Genomic DNA, 20,195 nt, shown 5'->3' with positions numbered 1-20,195 from the left:
GGGAACAGGATGGAGGCCGGCAGCAGCGCTGCCGGCCTCCGCCGTCTCGACGCCATCCGGGACGGCGGCAAGCCGGCGCTTGCCCGCGCGCTGGCGGAACTGGAAAGCCGGGCCGGGCGGCCGGAGACTGCGGCCCTGCTCGATGCCGCGCATGAAGCGCCGGCCGCCCGGGTTCTGGGCATCACCGGTCCGCCCGGTGTCGGCAAATCCTCGCTGCTTTCCGCTCTGATCCGCTGCTATCGCGATCAGGGCCGCAGTGTCGGGGTGATCGCGGTCGACCCCTCGTCGAAGCGCACCAAGGGCGCGCTGCTCGGCGACCGCACGCGCATCCAGACCGATCCTGAAGACCAGGGCGTGTTCATCCGCTCGATGGCGGCCCGTGACCGGCTGGGCGGGCTTGCCGATCTGACCATCGCCGCCACCGTGCTGATGCGTGCGGTGTTCGACGTGGTGCTGGTCGAAACGGTGGGCGTCGGCCAGTCCGAGACCGATGTCGAAGAGGTGGCCGACACGGTGCTGTTCTGCGTCCAGCCCGCATCGGGCGACAGCCTGCAGTTCATGAAGGCCGGGATCATGGAGATTCCGGACCTGGCCGTTGTCACCAAGGCCGATATCGGGCCGGCCGCCGAACGCGCCCGTACCGATGTCGCAACCGCGCTCAAGGCCGTGGGGCTGCGTGCGGATGGCTGGAAGGTGCCGGTGCTGAAGGTCGCCTCGGCGACGGGCGAGGGGATCGGGGATCTGATCGCCGCAGCAGACCGCCATCACGACTGGCTGATCGCCGAAGACCGGCTGGCGCCGCGGCGCCAGGCCCAGGCCGAGGGCTGGATCGCCTCGTCGCTCAAGGATCGTTTCGGAACCGAGGGTCTGCGTCGCCTGGGTGGTGCGGGTACCGGTTCTGCAGCCGGGCAGGGGCCGTTCCGGCGCCTGGCCGCTGCCGCCGAAGAACTGACCGCCCGCCTCGACCGCTGACGCGGGCGTGCCGGTCCGGCAGTATGGTCGGGTGATGTATCGCATCAGGACCGCAAGAGGCCGGAACCACCGGCCCGGGGCCCCGGTCCGATTGTGCCGGCGGGCAGAAGGCCCGCCTGGATGGGAGACGTCTGGACGATGACCGCGATCCTTCGCCGCCGCCTTGCCGCGGCCGCCTTCCGCGCCAGTCTGGCCAGTCTGGCCGTGGCACTGCCCGCGGCCCTGACCGTTGGCCTGCCCCTGGGCCTTGCCCAGCCGGCCCGTGCCGCCGGCCTCGACAGCGCCACCGTCGGCCGCTGGCTGGATGCCTCGCAGGCGCTTGAAGCCTGGAGCGACACCCTGCCCGAGGACCGCCGCGAGGCCCTTGGCGGTGCCGGTGATCCGCAGGCCCTGATGGGCGATATGGCCGATGGCCGCATGCTTTCCGCCGCCGTGGCCCGCATGGCGGGCGCGCCCGAGGCGGCGCAGGCTGCCGGCATCGTCTCGAAGCACGGCTTCTCGGGCCTCGACGACTGGGCGACCATCGGCGATCGGGTGATGCAGGCCTATATGGCGATCGAGATGCAGGGCGAGGATGTCCAGGGCCAGCGGGCCGAGATGGAGGCCGCACGCAGCCAGATCATGAACTCGCCCGACATGACCGCCGAGCAGAAGAAGATGATGCTGCAGATGCTGGGCGATGCCGGGGCGATGATGGATCAGGCCGGCAAGGCCGATCCGGCCGACATCGCCGCGGTGCAGCCGCATCTGGAGCGTATCCGGAACATGGGCGGCGGCGACTGATCCGGCGGGCTGACTGATCCGGCGGGCTGGCCGATCCGGCGGGCTGGCGCTGGGCCGGCGTCGCCCGCTTCCTCGCCTTCTCTTCTTCTGCGCCATGAGGATCCGCCCGTGCAGATCGCCCGCCGCCTGCTGGTTCTGGTGCTTGCCGTCGCCATTCCGATGACCGCGTGCGTGGCGGCACCCCGCGCCGCGCACGCCGCAGGGGAGGCCGGTGTCGACCTGACCGGCCCTCTGACCGGCGAGGTGGTGACGCTCTGGCTCGACAGCTGGCAGGCGTTCACGGACTGGTCGGGGGCTCTGCCGCCGGATCGGCGCGCGGAGATCGGCCAGGCGATCCGCGATCATCGGGTGGCGACGCCGACGCAGCCGGGCCGGGATCTTACGGCGATGACCGCCGCGATCGAGGGCATGCCGGAATGGCACGAGGCCTCGGCCATGATGATGAAGCGCGGTTTTGCCGATCTCGCTGCCTGGGCCGCGACCGGCGATCGGATCATGCAGGCTTATCTGACGCTCGATTACGACGGCGCGGCATCGGTTGCCGCCCGGGCCGAGCGCGATGCCCTGAGAACGCGGATCCGCGACAGCGACCAGCTGACCGACGCCCAGAAGCGGCAGCTGCTGCAGAGCTACGGCCCGTCGGACGAGATGAACCGCCCGGTGATGGCGATCTCCGCGGCCGAGCTGGAGGCGGTGCGCCCCCATATGGAGCGGCTGCGTGCGCTCCAGGCCCAGGGATAACGGCAGTCGGATGACCGCCGCCCTGCGCCGCATCCTTGGCCTCGTCATAGCCGCCTATGGCGGCTATGCGGCCTTTCTGCTGGTCGAGGTGCTGGACTTCCTGGCCCTGCTGCGCGCCCCGCCTGGCCGCTGGCGGCAGCCTGCGCCGCTCTGACGCTGGGCCGGGCCTGCCTCGGCTGGTATCTCTATATTCATATCGACCCCGCCGAACAGATCACCCCCTTCATCTACAAGGACGCCAATGCCTTCAGCGGCATGGCGCGGATGATTTTCGTGCCCGGGCAGGTGGTGCTTGGAGGGGTTGCGACAGTGATCGGGGCGCGGCGCCCAAGGTCTGCGGGCGATCAGCGCCTGTAACCTGTCACGATGTCTGCTGCCCAGCGCGGCAGGTCAGGGCTTGCGAAGCGAAGGTGTCGGCCTTCCGTGCGAAGGATAAGGCGCCACCGATCTCGGGAGTTGTCGAACAGCCAGAGCCTGTCCACCAGCGGCAGGGCCCTGTGGAGGTTCGCCATGCTTCGGTCGAAACGTCTGAGGATATCTGCGGGCGGTATGTCATGGCCACCCGCGGAAACACGTGCCGCGACGCGCGCCAATGACAGGCCCACATCGTCCAGACCGACATAGACGAGGCTGGTTTTGTAGCCGACGTCTCTTGCCGTCGTCAGAAGGCGGAGAGGGGCCTGTCCGGTCAGTGTCGTCTCGACGGCAAAGCTTCGGCGCTCGGCCAGATAAAGGCGCTGCTCCTTCAGGGCCACTCTGCCGGCGCGTGCCGCCTGGTCTGCGGTGAAGCGGCCGCCGCCCGCAAGATTCGCAGCAATGGTGTCAGGATTGATGACGTGCAACCGCGTCAAAAGAGAGATGTAACGGCGCGTCAGGCTCGATTTGCCGGCGCCGTTGGGGCCGGCGATCACCCACAGGCGAGTCACGCTGCCGACAGCTCCCCGATCAGGGTTTCCCGGCCGGTTTCAAAGCTCACCAGTTCCCTGCGGCCGTCAGGATACTGTTTGATGACCTGCCGCGGTGGAAGGTCGGAGGTTCTGTAGTAGATCGGGCGCCCGGCAGCGAGGTGCCCGGCAGCCTCTGAGCTGTCCTCGCCTGCCTCGTCCAGCATCCGCGCCAGAGTATCCTCCGGTGCTGTCGACATATTTCTGTTCCCCCGGGATCGCGCCGTATGCCACCGATGATCCCGTGAAACTGGGCCGCCTGTCATGCGCTTTCAATCCCCGACGTCGCCCCGATCCGATTGACAATCCTCCCGATCGTTCCGACCTGTCTTGAGACATGATTCCGGGTATTGTAACTCTGGGTTGAGGACAGACCCATGGTTGCGTCCGGGCATATGCGGCCGGCAAAGAATCCGGCGCCGGTTCGCGGCGTGACTGTTGATCCGGGGCGCGTGTCCTGGGATAGTCGAACGGCCGGTTGACGTAAACGGAAACCGGTATTGCCGTTGGGGGACGGCTCATCAAGGAAGCGGTACGGGGTCCGGGCCGGGCAGGGGCGGGCGCCGGGGTCGCGACAAGGTCTCGGGAGGACCAATGACACAGATGATGGGTGCCGGGATCGATCCCGGCGGAGCCGAGCCGGTCTGGTTGCGCAAATATCCTGCCGACGTGAACTGGCGCAAGACGATTTCGCCCGCGCCGCTGACCTCGCTGATGGATCACGCGGTCAAGGCTTACGCCGATCGGCCGGCGGTCGACTTCCTGGGCAAGATCCTCACCTTCGGCGAGATCGGGCGGATGGTCGGCCAGGCCGCCAAGGGGCTGCAGCAGATCGGCGTGAAGCCGGGGGACCGGGTCGGCCTGTTCCTGCCCAACACGCCCTATTCGATCGTCTATTACTATGCCGCGCTGACCATCGGCGCCACGATCGTCAACTTCAACCCGCTCTATGCCGCGCGCGAGATCGAACACCAGGTGAATGACAGCGGCACCCGGGTGATGGTGACGCTGGATCTGGCGGTGGTCTACGACAAGGTCCAGGACCTTCTGGGCAAGACCTGTCTTGAACGGGTGATCGTGTGCCCTATGGCCGGTGTGCTGCCCTTCCCGAAGAACCTGCTGTTCCCGCTGGTGAAGGGCAAGGAGATCGGCAAGGTCGAGAAGAGCGCCCGGATCGTCCATCACAAGGCGCTGATGCAGAATGACGGCCGCTATGCGCCGGTTCAGATCGATCCCGAAGCCACGGTGGCGGTGCTGCAATATACCGGCGGCACCACCGGCCTGCCCAAGGGCGCGATGCTGACCCACGCCAATCTGCATGCCAATGCCCGGCAGCTGGAGGCCTGGTTCCCCGATGCGCGGCCGGGGCAGGAGCGCACCATGGTGGTGCTGCCGCTGTTCCACGTCTTCGCCATGACGGTCTGCATGAATTATTCGGTGCTGGCCGGGGCCTGCATGATCATGCTGCCGCGCTTCGAACTGGACCAGGTTCTGGAGACGCTGGCGAAGAAGAAGCCGAGCCTGTTCCCCGGCGTGCCCACCATGTACACGGCCATCGCCAATCATCCGAAGATCAGGGAGTTCGACCTCTCGTCGATCAATTACTGTCTGTCGGGTGGGGCACCGCTGCCGTTGGAGGTGAAGCAGACCTTCGAGAAGCTGACCGGTTGCACGCTGGTCGAAGGTTACGGCCTGACCGAGACATCGCCCGTCACCCATTGCAACCCGTTCAACGGCATCAGCAAGGAAGGCTCGATCGGCCTGCCCATGCCGGGCACCACGATCGAGATCGTCGATCTTGAGGATGGCGAGACCGTGCTGCCCCAGGGCAGCCGCGGCGAAATCTGCATCCGCGGCCCCCAGGTGATGGCCGGCTACTGGAACAAGCCCGAGGAGACCGCGAAGGCCATGGCCGGCGCCCGGCTGCACACCGGCGATGTCGGCTATCTGGACGAGGACGGCTATGCCTTCATCGTCGACCGGATCAAGGATCTGATCATCGCCGGCGGCTACAACGTCTATCCGCGCATGGTCGAAGAGGCGATCTATCTGCATGAGTCGGTCGAGGAATGCACGGTCATCGGCATCCCCGACGAGTATCGCGGCCAGACGGTCAAGGCTTTCGTGAAGCTGAAGGCCGGCACCCATCTGACGGCGGCCGAACTCACCGCCTTCCTGAAGGAGCGGTTGTCGCCGATCGAGATGCCCAAGCAGATCGAGTTCCGCGACGCCCTGCCCAAGACCCTGATCGGCAAGCTGTCGAAGAAGGAGCTGGTGCAGGAGGAGAAGGAGAAATACGAGGCGCGCCGCAAGGCCGCCGGTTGAACGGGCCCGTGCGGAGTTAGTTGACGTTTACGTAAACGTCAACTAACATGCCCGGGTCGGGATGGCACACAGGCGAAGAGCCACACAGGTGAAGAACCGGGCCCGGGGCAGTGGCACCGCCCCCGAGGTCCGCCGGGCCTGTGCACAAGCGGGGGAGCGCATGCCGGACACCTTCACGATCACCCAACTGGCCGAGGAATTCTCGATCACGCCCCGGGCGATCCGGTTCTACGAGGATCAGCACCTCATCAAGCCCGCACGGGAGGGCATGAACCGGGTCTATTCCTATCGCGATCGCGCACGGCTGAAGCTGATCCTGCGCGGTAAGCGGCTGGGCTTCAGCCTGGCGGAGATCAAGGAATTCCTGGACCTCTACGAGGCCGACCGCACCCAGGTGGAGCAGCTGCGCCAGTTGCGCAGCGCGGTGACCGAGCGGATGGAACAGCTTCAGGGCCAGTTGAGCGATCTGATGGTGACCCTCGACGAGCTGCGCGACATCGAGGCCCAGGTGCTGGCCGCGCTGGCCGTCAAGGGCGTCGATGCCGCCGGCTGATTGCCGGATGTCGCCAGAGGCATCGCGGAACCGTCATCGTTCCCGCGCCACCATGTAAGACCACATGTCTGACACCAGAACCACGAGCGCCGGCACGCCGGCGCACGGGAGAGACAATCCAGGAGCCGAGGGCCCCCATGAAGAGCGTCGTGATCGCGGGCTATGCCCGTTCGCCTTTCCACTTCGCGCGCAAGGGCGCGCTGACCAAGGTCCGTCCGGATGATCTGGCAGCCCAGGTGGTCAAGGGCCTGGTCGAGCGGAGCGGCATCGATCCCGAGACGATCGAAGACCTGATCCTGGGCTGCGCCTTCCCCGAGGGGGAACAGGGCTTCAATGCCGCGCGCCTGATCGGCCTGCTGGCCGGCCTGCCCCAGTCGGTGGCCGGTGCCACCGTCAACCGCTTCTGCGGCTCGTCGATGCAGTCGGTTCATATGGCGGCCGGCGCCATCCAGCTGGGTGCGGGCGAGGCCTTCATCGCCGCCGGCGTCGAATCGATGACCCGCGTGCCGATGATGGGCTTCAACCCGGCACCGAACCCGGTGCTGGCCGAGATGATGCCCGGCGCCTATATGCCGATGGGCATAACGGCCGAGAACGTCGCCGAAAAGTGGCAGATCAGCCGCGCCGCCCAGGAGGAATTCGCCGTCGCCTCGCATAAGAAGGCGGCCGCGGCGCGCGAGCAGGGCCGGTTCGCCGACGAGATCGTCGCGATCACCCAGAAGAAGGGCCCGGCCGTCGATGCCGACGGCTGCATCCGCCCCGATGCGTCGGTGGAAGGGCTGGCCGGGCTCGATCCCGCCTTCAAGAAGGATGGCGTGGTCACCGCCGGCACCTCGTCGCCGCTCACCGACGGCGCCTCGGCCTGCCTGGTCTGCACCGAAGAATATGCGGCGAAGAACAACCTCACCCCGCTCGCCCGCATCCGCTCGGTGGCCGTTGCCGGCTGCGCGCCCGAGATCATGGGCATCGGTCCGGTGGCGGCCAGCCGCAAGGCGCTGGACCGCGCCGGCGTGAAGGCCGGTGATCTGGACGTTGTGGAGCTGAACGAGGCCTTCGCCTCTCAGGCGCTGGCCTGCATCCAGGATCTGGGCCTCGATCCGGCCCGGGTGAACCTGGATGGCGGCGCCATCGCTCTCGGCCATCCGCTGGGTGCCACCGGTGCCCGCATCACCGGCAAGGCGGCGGCCCTGCTGAAGCGGGAAGGCGGGCGCTATGCGCTGGCCACCCAGTGCATCGGCGGCGGCCAGGGCATCGCCACGGTCCTCGAAGCGCTCTGACGCAGGAACCAGACGGCTGTCCCAAGCGACCGGAGATGCTTTGAGATGACTGCAATCAAGAAGGCGGCCGTGATCGGCGCCGGCGTCATGGGCGCCGGCATCGCGGCCCATATCGCCAATGCCGGCGTGCCGGTGGTGCTGCTCGACATCGTGCCCAAGGGGGCAGAAAACCGGAACGCGCTCGCCGAGGGCGCGGTCCAGAAGATGCTGAAGACCAAGCCCAAAAGCTTCATGCATCCGAGCCGCGCGAAGCTCGTCACCACCGGCAATCTGGAAGACGATCTGGGCCAGCTGGCCGATGCCGACTGGATCGTCGAGGCGGTGATCGAGAACCTCGACATCAAGCGCAGGCTGTATGCGACGCTCGACGAGGTCCGCAAGCCCGGCTCGATCGTGTCGTCGAACACCTCGACCATCCCGCTTGGCCTGCTGGTCGAGGGCCGGTCGGCGGCGTTCAAGGGCGATTTCCTGATCACCCATTTCTTCAACCCGCCGCGCTATATGCGTCTGCTGGAGCTGGTCGCCGGCCCCGAGACGCGTGCGGATGCGGTGGAAGCGATCCGCGCCTTCGGCGACCATGCGCTCGGCAAGGGCGTGGTCGACTGCAAGGATACCCCCGGCTTCATCGCCAACCGCATCGGCACCTTCTGGATGCAGGCGGCGGTGACCGAGGCCATGGACCGCAAGCTCGATGTCGAGGCGGTCGATGCGCTGCTCTCGAAGCCGGTCGGCATCCCCAAGACCGGCGTGTTCGGGCTGATCGATCTCGTCGGTCTGGACCTCATGCCCCATGTCGCCGCCAGCATGAAGGCGACCCTGCCCGCCGATGACGCCTATCACGCCATCTACCGCGACAGCGATCTGTTCCGGAAGATGATCGCCGAGGGCTATACCGGCCGGAAGGGCAAGGGCGGCTTCTACCGTCGGCGCAAGGATGCTGGCCAGACCATTCAGGAGGCGATGGACCTCGCGACCGGCGAATACCGGGCGAAGCGCAAGCCCGACCTTGCCAGCATCCGTGCCGGGGCGAAGGATCTCCGCGCCCTGGTCTCGCACGAGGATGCCGGCGGCGCCTATGCCTGGGCGGTTATTTCGGCGGCGCTGTCTTACACCGCAGATCTGGTCGGCGTCATCGCCGACGAGGTGCCGGCGATCGACGAGGCGATGCGCCTCGGCTATGGCTGGAAGTACGGCCCGTTCGAGCTGATCGACCGCATGGGCGCCGGCTGGTTCGCCGACCGGCTGAAGGCCGAGGGCCGCAAGGTGCCCGACATCCTGGCTGCCGTCGCCGGCAACGGCACCGGCCGCTTCTATCGGGTTTCGGACGGCGTGCTCGAATATGCCACCCGTGCCGGCGGCTATGCCCCGGTGCCGGTGCCGGAGGGCGTGCTGCGCCTCTCCGACGTCAAGCGGCGCTCGAAGCGGGTCGACGGCAACGGGTCGGCCAGCCTGTGGGATCTGGGCGACGGCGTGCTCTGCCTGGAATTCCACACCAAGATGAATGCGATCGATCCGGGCGTGCTCGAAATGGTCGCGAAGTCGACCGAGATCGTGCGTGGCGGCTACAAGGCGCTGGTGATCTATAACGAGGCCGACAACTTCTCGGTCGGCGCCAATGTCGGGCTGGCCCTGTTCGCCTCGAACATCGCCGCCTGGGACATGATCGACGGCATGATCCGCATGGGCCAGGAAGCCTATAAGGCGCTGAAATACGCGCCCTTCCCGGTGGTCGGTGCGCCGGCGGGCATGGCGCTGGGCGGCGGCTGCGAAATCCTGCTCCATTGCGATGCCGTTCAGGCCCATGCCGAGACCTATATGGGTCTGGTCGAGGTCGGCGTCGGCGTGGTGCCGGGCTGGGGCGGCTGCAAGGAGCTGCTGTTCCGCTGGATGGCCAACAAGCGTCGTCCGGGCGGCCCGATGCCGGCGGTGGGCCAGGTCTTCGAAATGGTCTCGACCGCGAAAGTGTCGGAAAGCGCCGACGAGGCGCGCGACATGCTGCTGCTCGTCGACCGCGACCGGATCACCATGAACCGCGACCGGGTGCTGGCCGATGCCAAGGCCCGGGCGCTGGAACTGGCCGAGGGCTATCGGAAGCCGGAACCCGCCGAAATCTCGTTGCCCGGCCCCTCGGCACGGGTGGCGCTGGAAATGGCGGTGGACGGCTTCTTCCAGCAGGGCAAGGCCACGCCGCATGACGTGGTGGTGTCGGGCGCGCTTGCCCGCGTGCTCTCGGGCGGCGACACCGACATCACCGAGACGCTGCGCGAGGATGATGTCACCCGGCTGGAGCGCGAGGCCTTCATCTCGCTTCTGAAGACGCCTGCGACGCTGGCCCGGATCGAGCACATGCTCGAAACCGGCAAGCCGCTGCGCAACTGAGCCCTGCGGAGAGGAGACCGATCCCATGGCCGCAACCTACAAGGCACCGCTGCGCGACATCCGTTTCGTGCTGCACGACGTGCTCGACGTTTCGCGGATCTCGAAGCTGCCGGGCTACGAGGATGCCACCCCCGACATCTTCGATGCCGTGCTCGAAGAGGCGGCGAAGATGTGCGAGAACGAGCTGTTCCCGCTCAATCGCCCGGGCGACGAGGAAGGCTGCACCTTCGAGAACGGCGTGGTGCGCACGCCCAAGGGCTTCAAGGAAGCCTATGCCACCTTCATCGAGGGCGGCTGGACGGCGCTTGCCACCCATCCGGAATATGGCGGGCAGGGGCTGCCCAAGACCCTGAACTTCGTGGTCGAGGAGATGATCTGCTCGGCCAATCTCGCCTTCGGCATGTATCCGGGCCTGTCGGCCGGCGCCTATAACGCCATCGCCGCCCATGCCTCGGACGAGCTGAAGGCCCGCTATCTGCCCAAGCTTTCCGACGGCACCTGGTCGGGCACCATGTGCCTGACCGAGCCGCATTGCGGCACCGATCTGGGGCTGATCCGCACCAGGGCGGTACCGGACGATGACGGCAGCTTCCGCATCACCGGTACCAAGATCTTCATCTCGGCCGGCGAGCACGACCTGACCGAGAACATCATCCATCTGGTGCTGGCCAAGCTGCCCGATGCGCCCGAGGGCACCCGCGGCATCAGCCTGTTCCTGGTGCCGAAATTCATCCCCGATGCCAATGGCGCACCGGCGGAGCGCAACGGCGTCGCCTGCGGCGCCATCGAGCACAAGATGGGCATCAAGGCGTCGGCGACCTGCGTGCTCAACTTCGACGACGCGGTCGGCTGGATGGTGGGCAAGCCCCATCGCGGCCTTCAGGCGATGTTCACCATGATGAATGTCGCGCGGCTCGCCGTCGGCATGCAGGGGCTGGGCATCGGCGAAGCGGCCTATCAGGGGGCGGTTGCCTATGCGCTGGACCGCACCGCCGGCCGGGCGCTGACCGGCACCAAATATCCGGACCGGTCGGCCGACCCGATCGTGGTTCATCCGGATGTGCGCCGGAATCTGATGACCATGCGCGCGCTGAACGAGGGTGCGCGGGCGCTGTCCTACTGGATCGGCACCGAGATCGACGTCTCGCACCACCACCCCGATCCGGCGGTGCGGCAGGAGGCGGATGATCTGGTCCAGCTGATGACCCCGATCATCAAGGCCTTCCTGACCGATCTGGGTTTCGACAACGCCAATCGCGGCGTGCAGATCTATGGCGGCCACGGCTATATCCGTGAGCACGGCATGGAACAGTATGTCCGCGATGCCCGCATCACCCAGCTCTACGAGGGCACCAACGGCATCCAGGCGATGGATCTGGTCGGCCGCAAGCTGTCCGCCGGCATGGGCCGGCTGCTGCGCCGCTTCTTCCATCCGGCCGATGCCTATATCGCCGCGAAGAAGTCGGATCCGGCGCTGAAGGAGTTCGTCGGCCCCTTCGCCAAGGCCTTCCAGCGCCTGCAGCAGGCGACCGCCGGCCTGGCGCAGAAGGCCATGGCCAATCCCGACGAGGCGGGTGCTGCGGCCTCGCCCTATCTGCGCATGTTCGCGCTGGTCGCACTCGCCTTCATGTGGACGAAGATGGCCGAGGTCGCGACCGGCAAGATCGCCGCGGGCGAGGATGTCGACTTCCACCAGCGCAAGCTCAAGACCGCCCGCTTCTTCATGGAGCAGGTGCTGCCCGAGCATCTGGCGGCCTTTGCGGTGGCCATGGCCGGCGCGAAGACCGTGATGGCGATGGCCGACGACGAGTTCTGATCGTCGCCACAGGCCTCGACAGACGACACCCCCGCCGGGAAACCGGCGGGGGTGTCGTCGTCTGTGGGATCCGCGATTACGGATGTTTGAACGAGGGCAGACGGCTCAGGCGATCGGTGTAGAAGGCCCGGGCATCGGCGGCGCTTTCGGGCTCGGGCGTGTCGGGTTTCAGGCTCAGCGGGTTGCCGCCGATGATGAAGCTGAAATCGGTGCCGCCGACCTGGGCGTTGCCGTGGCAGCCCATGCAGCCGCCCATCTGATAGGTGGTGAACGACGTGTTGTTCTGGTTGCGAATGTAGACGTTCTGGAAATTCTGCTGCGTGCCGCCCTCCGGATAGGTGGTGGGCGCATTGTCGGCCGCGATCCGGCCGTTGAACTGCTGCAGGGTGTAGTCGGTCTCGACCGTGATATTGGCCTGATAGAAGGCGCTGCGCAGCTTCGGGCTGACGAAGTTGGTGTTGTTGTAGGGCAGGGCCTCTGAACGATTGAACGGGACCACCTGCACATTGACCAGCTTGTAGTTCAGCCAGGGCGTCGACGAGAGGCCCTTATTGGCAATGTACGAGCGGATACTGTTCTGGAAGTTGGTGTTGATCTGCTGCAGCGTATAGTTGATCGGCTCGTAGCGGGTATTGACGCAGAGATTGCCGCCGACCGGTGTCCCGGGCTGAACCGAAGGATCACCCGGCGGCAGTTCCTGGAAATAGAGCCGGTTCTGCGGGGTGTTGCAAAACTGATCGCCGCCGAGCGGTACCACGAAGGGATGGGTCGGGTTGTCCTGATAGGCCAGATAGGGCGTGGTCGGCGTGGCGCCCACCGGCTGCTGGACGATTTTGCCGCTCGCATCCTCGATCGGTGTGCCGTCGGGCTGCAGGATATTGTCGGCCTGCTCGAAGGTCGCAAAGATGAAATGGGGCGCGCTCGGCGTCTTCTGGATGATGTGCAGGGCGACCAGCGCCCATTCTGCCTCCCACCAGCAGGGCGTGCCGGCCGGGCCGGATTCGTAATAGCGCACCGTGTTGGTGTGGTAGCGGGTCGAATCTTCCTTGCCCGCGACCAGCGGCCGCCAGGCGGATTTGACCTCGATCGTACCGGCCGGCAGGGTCACGACCTGATTCTCGGGCGCCGGCTTGCCGGCGGCCAGCCCCGCCTTCCAGGTGGCGATGCGCTGTTCCAGCGGGGTGGTGCCGTCGGTGCCGACATACCAGAGCCGGTTGGTCACGACATAGTCGAATTCGGTCTGGTTGGCCTTGGCCAGGTAGCGGATCAGCGACGGCGCGCTGTTCGGGCTGGCAGGCGGCGCGCCGTCCAGGATGCCGGCATGCATGGTGGCGAGGCCGATCTGGCTGGTCTCGTCCAGATTGATCCAGGCCGGCTGGGCGACGGCCGGTTGGCCGGGGCAGGCCGGTACCTGGCCGCCGGCACCGAAGATCGCCGGTGAATAGACATAGGATGGCGGTGCGCTGTAGCCCCAGGGATCGTTGGTGCCGGGTGGCACGCCATGCGGCGGGTCGTTCGGTGAATTGCTGCCCGGGAAGATCTCGATCTTGTGGCGATAGGTCTCCCAGACCAGCGGCCCGGCCTTGGGGTCGCCGAAGGTCGCGGCCGGATCGGGCGTGTCGCGCACCACCCGGCCGTTCTGTTTCAGGGCCGGCCAGTTCAGGGCGATGAACTCCTCCCAGGCGAAATAGGCGGCATCGACCAGATTGGCCTGCGGTGCCCCGCCGCTCACATCGGCGGGTGGCGTCGGCGACAGGCTGTTTGCCTGGAGTGGCGGCATCATGACCAGCGATGAGGCCGTGTCCGGGGCGTAGGTGATTGTCTGGGCCAGCGCGGCGGTGCTGCAGAGCAGAGGCAGGGCGCAGGCGACGAAGCGGGCTGTCTTCATGGCGGCTCGTCCTGTTATGTCGTTCGCACCGACCAGGATATTCCCCAATAAGTTTATCATCGATTCAAATATTCAATTTTTGGTCAGATTTGTGCTTCGGTCGGAATGGCATGCGGCTCCTATTTCCGCGATTGGGATGTATGAAGTGTGATCGATGTACATTTTTGCCTGCATGGCAGAAAATCCGGCAAAGAGACTCAAGGTGTGATGAAAATCTCAGACAGAGAGCGGGACTCTGAGTCATGAGTCCGAGAGAAGGGGTTGCTCTTCAAAAGGATATATTTGTGACGACTGTCATGTTCCCCGGGTGTCGGCAGGAAGGTGGGCGTGTGCCGTTCACGCCACCTTCCTGCAGCATCCGGTGACTGTGGAGGGATGTGCCAATGATGCCCGCTACCCACCGCCCGCCACGCAGCCGGCCGGCGCCGCCGCCCCAACCGGCCTTCGTCGATGCCTTTCCCCATGCTCTTCCGGATACCCTCTGCGATCAGCTGATTGCGCGTTTCGAACAGGATGAGGGTCGCTTTGCCAGCCGTACGGCGGCCGGCCAGAGCGCCAATCGCAGCGGCGTGATGTCCTCGATGGAAGGGCCGCATTGGGACGACCTGATGGCGCCGGTGGAGGCGGCGCTCTACAAGGCGCTCGGCAGCTATGCGGAGAAGTACCAGTCCGTGCTGCGGATGACCGCCCCGGCCAATCATCGGATGAGCGTCCCGATCATCGAGAAGATCGAACCCGGCCAGGGCTTCGGCTGGCATATCGATGCCGGCCCACGCGATACCTATGACCGCTTCGTTTCGGCGCTCTGCTATCTGCGCACGGTGGAAGAGGGCGGGCACACCGAATTCCCGTATCAGCAGGTCGCGATCAAGCCGACCAGGGGCCTGCTTGTCCTGTTCCCGCCCTTCTGGACCCATCTCCACCGCGGCGCTCCGCCGGTGCGCGGGGTGAAGTACAATCTGACCTGCTTCTTTCTGCGCACGCCGGAGTGGAGCTGAGTCCAGGGCACTCATATATTATTTCTGAGGACGATGTACACATTTATGGTTGATGATAGATCAGCTGTCTTTCTGATTTTCAATTTGATGTAGTTTATCTTCGAGGTAATGCTCCGATGACGATATTGGATGGGGATTTCGGATGCCTGAAATTTGAATGGAATTGACTGAATATTGTCTCTTTCTGCATGATCGCTGATGGGGCAGCGGACATGGTGACGCAGAAATGGATCGTGATCGAGAGATCGGGAGCCAGGACGGCAGCTGGTTGCCGAGGGGGGATGGAAGAAATTCCTTCGCCGTCGCTTCGTGAGCGTCGTTCTCGCTCTTCTGGCACCTGATGCTGCGCCCGCGCCGCATCGGCTCGCCCGGGCGATGCTCGCGACGACGAGCTACCGTGCCCCGGATGGGGACAGGGTGATCGTTGATCGGTCTGTCGCGCTGGGGCGGGCGTCTCTGAGATCCGTGCAGGAAGCGGCTGCCGGTGACGGGCTGGAGCAGTCGGGGGTTCTCATTCTTGCCGGCGATGTCCGGCTGGACGGCCGGTCTGATCTGATTGACGCTCTGACCGCGGCCGGCATGCAGGTCGATGCCGGAATGAGCGATGAGGCGCTGGTGCTGCGGGCCTTTGCCTGCTGGGATCTGGCGGCCCTCGACCGGATCTTCGGAGACTTCGCCGTCATCCTGTGGGATGGGGCGCGTCGACGTCTTGTTGCGGCACGCGATCACTATGGTGTCGCCCAGCTCTACACGGCAACCATCGGCGATACGCTGCTCGTCTCCAACAGCCTCTCCTGCATGCTCACGCATCCTGGCGCCGATCGGCAGCTCGATCGCACCGCGGTGATGGATTTCCTTGTCCTGCCGGCCCGCAGCCGCCCGGACGCGACGATCTACCGATCCGTCAACAGGATCCCGCCCGGACATCTGTTGGTCTGCGAGGCAGGCAGAACCGTTCTGCGGCGATACTGGCAGCCCGAGCCCGACGGGCGCCCCTGCGTGCGGTTCTCGCCACGCCGTCAGATGGATGCCTTCCGCCAGGCATTCGACCAGGCGGTCGCTGACCGGCGACGCTGGCCGCAAGCCGGTCTGTCTCTGAGCGGGGGGCTGGACTCGACAAGCATTGCTGCCCGACTGGCTTCCGTCACGGGGACGGAAGGGCTCAGGGCTTATACGGCCGAACTCCGTGAACTGTTGCCTGATCAGGAGGGGCAGCTGGCGCGTCAGGTCGCCGCCCGTCTGAAAATTCCCATCGAGGTGCTTGCGACGGATCATCTGCCGCTCACCGCGCCCGTCGACCCACCGGACATGTTGCCGCCGGAGCCTGGTGAGGCCATGCGGCAAGTCGCCGACAGGCATATCTACATTCGGGCCGCGAGGCACTCCCGGGTCTTCTTCTGCGGCTATGGCGGAGATCCGCTGTTTTCAGACGACCACCACACGGCTTTCGTCATGCCGTTTGCAGCGCTGGTCGCCTTTCCGCTGCATGCGTTTCACTGCTGGCGGATTTCCGGTCTGCGGCCTGCGCTTCGGCCCTTCCCGCGCCAGGCTCCGAAGACGCCACCGGCACGGCTGGAGGCACCGGGCTGGCTTGTCGAACCCGGCGGGGTCAGCGACCGGCTGGCCAGCTGGTATGACGACGGCGACAGCAGTGGCCGGGCAGGCATGGCCCGTGCGCCGCTCTGGCCGGAAATTTTCCAGCATGCAGATCCCGACGTGACCGGCCTGCCGTTGCGGGTGCGGCATCCGTTTTTTGACAGGCGGGTGATCGATGCCGTTTCCAGGGTACCTGCACGCCCGTGGCATCCGGGAAAGATGTTGCTGCGGGTTGCACTGGCGGGGCAGCTGCCGACAGAGATCCTGCGCCGGCGCAAGACCCCGCTCGGGGGTGATCCGGGATCGATCGCCGTCAGGCGACGGGGCCTGCAGGGCTGGATGGAGGCGCTGCTCGATGTACCGGATCTTGGCGGGTTCGTCGATGTCGCAGCTCTTCGCCGTGACCTGCACGATCAGCAGCGATGGACGTTTTACAGCTTTGCCCGGTTCCGCCGCGTGTGGCAGCTGGCCTACTGGCTGAAATGGCGCGACCGGCTCCACCGACCCGTGACGATCCGGGAGCCCTGGTCGGGTGATCAGGAAAGACCGGATCAGAGCCGGGGAATACCACAGCTCCACTGACAGGAAGGATGTCGAACGTGACTGCCATCTCCCCCAGAAAGACCTATCGCAAGCCGGTCCTCCAGCGGCTTGCGCCGGTTTCCGACCTGACCCGGTCCGCTCCCGCCAATGGCCCCACCTGGGACGGCGACTTCAGCGGATCGGCTTACGACTCCTGATGCGCATCTCCCCGTGGTTCCGTACGAGCCGCGGGGACTTAATCGAGAAGCTCGGATGGGGAAACGGGTTGTCATACCAGACGATGTACTCTGCCAGATCATCGGCGAGACGGTCGTCATTTTTGATGTGCGATCGGGGGAATATCTCGCCCTCGACGGCGTGGGCGCGCGCCTGTGGCAGCTGTGCCAGGAAGATGGTGATCTGAACCGGGCCGTGGCGGTTCTCCTCGGGGAATACGAGGTCGGCGAGGAGACGCTTCGAAACGATATCGCGGAGCTCGTTGACGAACTCGCCGCCGCCGGCGTGCTGACGGTTACCGGGGCGTGACGGTCCTGACACGGATACAGGGGATCGGGGTGGCGTCGACGCGAAGCTTCCCCTGGCTCGACGGCGGAGCCGCGGAGGTCGCCCATACCTCCCTTGAATGTGTCGCTGCGGTTCCGCCCCAGGGCTTCCCGTCGCGCACCGCCCGGCACTGGCGTCCGGTATCGCGACCGTCATCATATGACGACGTGAAGGATCGCGGGGTCGTGGTCTATGAGACGGACCAGGATGGCCCCGACGGTCCCTGGTTGATCCGCTTCGGTCACGAGATGCCTGCGGAATGCCTGATCTCTCCGGACGGGGCGTCGGTGACGCTGTTCTGGGCGGGACGGATCGCGGAGCCTGATGACGGGACGCTGCCGCAGGATCTCGCCTCCCTGTTTCTCGGGCCGGTGCTCGCCCTGGTCGCGCGTCGGCTGGGGCGATTGCCTCTGCATGCCGCCGCGGTGGTGTCCGGCGGCGAGGCGATCCTGATGTCGGGGCCGAGCGGTGCCGGCAAGTCCACCCTTCTGGCTGCGTTTGCGCGAGATGGTTGTCCGGTGCTTGCGGATGATCAGGCAATCCTCGACGAAACTCCGGGCGGGTTTTGCGTGCATCGCGGTCAGGACGGGCCGCGGCTGCTGCCCGACACGCTCGCCAAGTTCGGCCTCGACCCCGTCTCGCTGCCCCGGGTCTGGTCGATTGCGCCCAAGCGGCGGGTGGTTTCTCCGGAATTCCCGGTCTATGACGGGGCAGGGAGCCTGCCGGTAGGGCGGATCCTGCTGCTCGGGCCGCGAACCGGCAGCGGATCGCCGGCTTTGCGGCGCGTTCCGCCGGTGGCCGCGCTGCCGGCTCTGGAGGCGATGCTTCACCCGGCCTTTCTGCCGCCACGTCCGTGGGAACGGGCCGCGCTGTTTCGTCGTCTGGCCCGCATTCTGCGCGAGGTGCCGGTGCTGTACCTCGAACGTCCGGATCGATGGGATGCGCTGGGGGCGACCCGTGATCTCGCTCGTGGTCCCTTGCCGTCATGACACCGCCGATCGACGTCCTGCCCGCCCTCGCACACCGGATCTCTCCCGTACTCGGCGATGTCGGCGGGCTCGGGGCGTTGATGCGCGCCCTGCCGCCCATTCTGACGGGCGGATTTGAATGCCGGCTTTCCGGCGCCTCGCGCCAGGTGGATCTTCAACTCTGCCTGCTGCGAGAGGATCGTCTCGCAGCCCGTCTGGAGCCGGCATTGCGGGCCGCTCTCCACCAGCTGGCGCCCCCGGGGGCGACGCCGGATCGCCTGGACGGGCTGCTGGCCGACTGGCGGACCACAACGCCCCTTGTCGAAATCTGGCTGGAGTTCGATCCGGTGCCGGGGGGCTTCCTGCCCTCGGTCTTCCTGGGCTTTCCACCGACCAGGCCCGACGAGGATCCGGCATCGGCGATGGGGGATGTGGCGGCGCGGTTGACGGGACGGCAACCGGACCGTCTGATGCGGCTTGTCACGGCCTTGAGAGCGGCCGTCCCCGGTGCCTTTCCGTCGCATCTGGGCCTGATGCTCGGCCGTCCCGGCGGCGGCATGCGGCTCAACATCAAACGGCTTCAGGCGGACATGATTGTCCCGACCCTGGAGGTGATCGGCTGGCCAGGTGATCTGACCGAGGCGGCAATGCTCGGTCGCGCCCTTCTTGCCGTCTCCGACCGGATGACCCTCACCGTGGATCTGGATCCGGAGCGGGGGGTGCTGCCGGCGATCGGCTTTGAATGCGCCGCGGGCCCCCGTCCGCCGCATCCCCCCCTGGCGCTGACGACCGTTCTGGGGCTTGCCGATGTGGAACGGCGCAGCGCCGCGGAAGCCTGGCCCTGCCGCCTTTCGCCTGACGACATCCCCTGGCCTGCCGAGTTGATCCGTGCCGATCTGCTGGCGCCCGATGCCGGCCAGAGCGTTCTCACTCTGGGGATAAGCCACATCAAGGTCACGCGCGATGCCGGGGGGCAGATGGCGGCCAAAGCATATCTCTGGTTCGGGCACGGGCGCGAAGGGTTGCCGCCCCGGGTCTCTTCCGACTGGGAGACGCCGGACGGGCTGCCGATCCTGGAAAGGACCCGTCGCTATTTCCGGCAGATGACGACAGCCTATCTGCATCACCTCGGCACCACATTCCGGGCCTATCAGCTGGGAAGCGACGGGGATGTCAGGCGATCGAACCTCGCCTGGGCGCAGAGGGCCGGGCTGGTACCCGGGATGCGGGTTCTGGATGCCGGCTGCGGCGTCGGGGGGCCGGCAATGGATCTTGCCCGCGACATCGGCGCAGAGGTGTGGGGGCTGACCCTGATGCCCGATCAGGCAGCCCTTGGCCGGCGGCTCGTCATGCGGGCCGGCCTGTCCGACCGGGTCCGGCTGGTGGCGGGGGATTATCACCATCCCCCCTGGCCGGATGGCTTCTTCGATGCCGTCGTCTTCTTCGAAAGCTCGAACCACACCGACGACCCCGCCGCCCTGTTTCGCGCCATGCATCGGATCTTGCGCCCGGGCGGCATTCTCTATATCAGCGATTGTTTCACCCGGCCGGCGGAGACGCTCGATGCCGGGGGGCGGGCGTTCGTCGACCGCTTCGACCGGGTGAATGCGGATCGGACACGCACCCTCTCGCAGACCGCCGCAGCCCTCCGCCAGGCGGGGTTCGAGGGAGTGAGCACGGCCGATCTCACCGGGATGGTCTCGACACGGCGCTGGACGCGGGCCTATGTCCACGAGGCAGGGCCGGTGCCGGTGACGACCGGTCTCGGCGGATTGTATCTGTTCCCGGATCACGCCGCCGGGCCGTCGCCGGTTTTCTGTGGCGAGGCACGGGCGGTGAAGCCCCACGCGCGTTCGTGATGTCAGCTGC

Annotated in this window: 17 protein-coding genes; 14 read left to right on the top strand and 3 right to left on the bottom strand. The window is 66.4% G+C overall.

From position 1 onward, the window contains the following. Positions 1–9: 9 nt before the first annotated feature. The 4 genes from meaB to P7L68_RS20875 all read left to right on the top strand — a co-directional run bounded on the left by meaB (position 10) and on the right by P7L68_RS20875 (position 2,650). Entirely contained in the window at positions 10–972 is a 963-nt protein-coding gene (gene meaB / locus P7L68_RS20890; protein WP_372006903.1) for a methylmalonyl Co-A mutase-associated GTPase MeaB, read from the top strand. A 138-nt stretch (positions 973–1,110) separates the two neighbouring features. Continuing rightward, the gene (locus tag P7L68_RS20885; RefSeq protein ID WP_372001332.1) at positions 1,111–1,755 is read left to right on the top strand and encodes a hypothetical protein; all 645 of its coding nucleotides are present in this window, start codon (positions 1,111–1,113) and stop codon (positions 1,753–1,755) included. A gap of 108 nt (positions 1,756–1,863) precedes the next feature. Beyond that, a complete protein-coding gene (locus P7L68_RS20880; RefSeq protein ID WP_372001331.1) occupies positions 1,864–2,496 on the top strand; it encodes a hypothetical protein in 633 nt (210 codons plus the stop codon). Between the two features lie 10 nt (positions 2,497–2,506). Next, positions 2,507–2,650 carry a hypothetical protein gene (locus tag P7L68_RS20875; RefSeq protein WP_372001330.1) on the top strand — a complete coding sequence of 48 codons (144 nt, stop codon included), beginning with the start codon at positions 2,507–2,509 and terminating at the stop codon, positions 2,648–2,650. Positions 2,651–2,840: 190 nt separating this feature from the next. Here the strand turns inward: P7L68_RS20875 and P7L68_RS20870 are convergent, their stop codons facing one another. Together P7L68_RS20870 and P7L68_RS20865 are read right to left on the bottom strand one after the other, a co-directional pair. After that, positions 2,841–3,422, bottom strand: coding sequence for an AAA family ATPase (locus P7L68_RS20870; RefSeq protein WP_062769144.1), 582 nt, complete (start codon positions 3,420–3,422; stop codon positions 2,841–2,843). Next, on the bottom strand, positions 3,419–3,640 hold the full coding sequence (locus tag P7L68_RS20865) for a hypothetical protein (protein ID WP_296716547.1): 222 nt from the start codon (positions 3,638–3,640) through the stop codon (positions 3,419–3,421). Before P7L68_RS20865 ends, P7L68_RS20870 begins: the two co-directional genes overlap by 4 nt. A gap of 394 nt (positions 3,641–4,034) precedes the next feature. On the opposite strand from P7L68_RS20865, the gene P7L68_RS20860 reads away from it, so the two are divergent. From P7L68_RS20860 to P7L68_RS20840, 5 genes are all read left to right on the top strand, one after another. Then, complete coding sequence (locus P7L68_RS20860) at positions 4,035–5,765, top strand: long-chain fatty acid--CoA ligase (RefSeq protein WP_372001328.1); 1,731 nt, start codon at positions 4,035–4,037, stop codon at positions 5,763–5,765. A 160-nt stretch (positions 5,766–5,925) separates the two neighbouring features. Then, positions 5,926–6,318, top strand: coding sequence for a MerR family DNA-binding transcriptional regulator (locus P7L68_RS20855; protein WP_014748384.1), 393 nt, complete (start codon positions 5,926–5,928; stop codon positions 6,316–6,318). A gap of 137 nt (positions 6,319–6,455) precedes the next feature. Next, positions 6,456–7,595 (top strand): acetyl-CoA C-acyltransferase, encoded by a 1,140-nt coding sequence (locus tag P7L68_RS20850; protein ID WP_372001326.1) that lies wholly within the window; start codon positions 6,456–6,458, stop codon positions 7,593–7,595. Between the two features lie 45 nt (positions 7,596–7,640). Beyond that, positions 7,641–9,974, top strand: a complete 2,334-nt coding sequence (locus P7L68_RS20845; RefSeq protein WP_372001325.1) for a 3-hydroxyacyl-CoA dehydrogenase NAD-binding domain-containing protein — start codon at positions 7,641–7,643, stop codon at positions 9,972–9,974. Positions 9,975–9,999: 25 nt separating this feature from the next. Continuing rightward, positions 10,000–11,790 carry an acyl-CoA dehydrogenase C-terminal domain-containing protein gene (locus P7L68_RS20840; RefSeq protein WP_372001323.1) on the top strand — a complete coding sequence of 597 codons (1,791 nt, stop codon included), beginning with the start codon at positions 10,000–10,002 and terminating at the stop codon, positions 11,788–11,790. Between the two features lie 76 nt (positions 11,791–11,866). Here P7L68_RS20840 and P7L68_RS20835 read toward each other — a convergent pair whose 3' ends face one another. Then, positions 11,867–13,678, bottom strand: a complete 1,812-nt coding sequence (locus P7L68_RS20835; RefSeq protein WP_372001321.1) for a hypothetical protein — start codon at positions 13,676–13,678, stop codon at positions 11,867–11,869. A gap of 386 nt (positions 13,679–14,064) precedes the next feature. On the opposite strand from P7L68_RS20835, the gene P7L68_RS20830 reads away from it, so the two are divergent. The 5 genes from P7L68_RS20830 to P7L68_RS20810 all read left to right on the top strand — a co-directional run bounded on the left by P7L68_RS20830 (position 14,065) and on the right by P7L68_RS20810 (position 20,185). After that, positions 14,065–14,676 carry a 2OG-Fe(II) oxygenase family protein gene (locus tag P7L68_RS20830; RefSeq protein ID WP_372001319.1) on the top strand — a complete coding sequence of 204 codons (612 nt, stop codon included), beginning with the start codon at positions 14,065–14,067 and terminating at the stop codon, positions 14,674–14,676. A gap of 309 nt (positions 14,677–14,985) precedes the next feature. Next, positions 14,986–16,854, top strand: a complete 1,869-nt coding sequence (locus tag P7L68_RS20825; protein WP_372001317.1) for an asparagine synthetase B — start codon at positions 14,986–14,988, stop codon at positions 16,852–16,854. A 213-nt stretch (positions 16,855–17,067) separates the two neighbouring features. Continuing rightward, a complete protein-coding gene (locus P7L68_RS20820; RefSeq protein ID WP_372001315.1) occupies positions 17,068–17,340 on the top strand; it encodes a PqqD family protein in 273 nt (90 codons plus the stop codon). Continuing rightward, positions 17,337–18,347 carry a hypothetical protein gene (locus P7L68_RS20815; RefSeq protein ID WP_372001313.1) on the top strand — a complete coding sequence of 337 codons (1,011 nt, stop codon included), beginning with the start codon at positions 17,337–17,339 and terminating at the stop codon, positions 18,345–18,347. Before P7L68_RS20820 ends, P7L68_RS20815 begins: the two co-directional genes overlap by 4 nt. Next, on the top strand, positions 18,344–20,185 hold the full coding sequence (locus P7L68_RS20810; RefSeq protein WP_372001311.1) for a cyclopropane-fatty-acyl-phospholipid synthase family protein: 1,842 nt from the start codon (positions 18,344–18,346) through the stop codon (positions 20,183–20,185). The genes P7L68_RS20815 and P7L68_RS20810 overlap by 4 nt, the downstream gene beginning before the upstream one ends. Positions 20,186–20,195: the final 10 nt, after the last annotated feature.

This window comes from Tistrella mobilis, assembly GCF_041468085.1.
GTDB lineage: Bacteria > Pseudomonadota > Alphaproteobacteria > Tistrellales > Tistrellaceae > Tistrella > Tistrella mobilis_A.
This window is presented reverse-complemented; position numbering and strand designations above follow the sequence as displayed.

Coding starts and splice junctions, on each gene's coding strand:
- P7L68_RS20820 (WP_372001315.1), top strand. CDS start 17,068: ATGGGGAAACGGGTTGTCATACCAGACGATGTACTCTGCCAGATCATC.
- P7L68_RS20855 (WP_014748384.1), top strand. CDS start 5,926: ATGCCGGACACCTTCACGATCACCCAACTGGCCGAGGAATTCTCGATC.
- P7L68_RS20845 (WP_372001325.1), top strand. CDS start 7,641: ATGACTGCAATCAAGAAGGCGGCCGTGATCGGCGCCGGCGTCATGGGC.
- P7L68_RS20865 (WP_296716547.1), bottom strand. CDS start 3,640: ATGTCGACAGCACCGGAGGATACTCTGGCGCGGATGCTGGACGAGGCA.
- meaB (WP_372006903.1), top strand. CDS start 10: ATGGAGGCCGGCAGCAGCGCTGCCGGCCTCCGCCGTCTCGACGCCATC.
- P7L68_RS20875 (WP_372001330.1), top strand. CDS start 2,507: ATGACCGCCGCCCTGCGCCGCATCCTTGGCCTCGTCATAGCCGCCTAT.
- P7L68_RS20860 (WP_372001328.1), top strand. CDS start 4,035: ATGACACAGATGATGGGTGCCGGGATCGATCCCGGCGGAGCCGAGCCG.
- P7L68_RS20835 (WP_372001321.1), bottom strand. CDS start 13,678: ATGAAGACAGCCCGCTTCGTCGCCTGCGCCCTGCCTCTGCTCTGCAGC.
- P7L68_RS20885 (WP_372001332.1), top strand. CDS start 1,111: ATGACCGCGATCCTTCGCCGCCGCCTTGCCGCGGCCGCCTTCCGCGCC.
- P7L68_RS20850 (WP_372001326.1), top strand. CDS start 6,456: ATGAAGAGCGTCGTGATCGCGGGCTATGCCCGTTCGCCTTTCCACTTC.
- P7L68_RS20830 (WP_372001319.1), top strand. CDS start 14,065: ATGCCCGCTACCCACCGCCCGCCACGCAGCCGGCCGGCGCCGCCGCCC.
- P7L68_RS20840 (WP_372001323.1), top strand. CDS start 10,000: ATGGCCGCAACCTACAAGGCACCGCTGCGCGACATCCGTTTCGTGCTG.
- P7L68_RS20810 (WP_372001311.1), top strand. CDS start 18,344: ATGACACCGCCGATCGACGTCCTGCCCGCCCTCGCACACCGGATCTCT.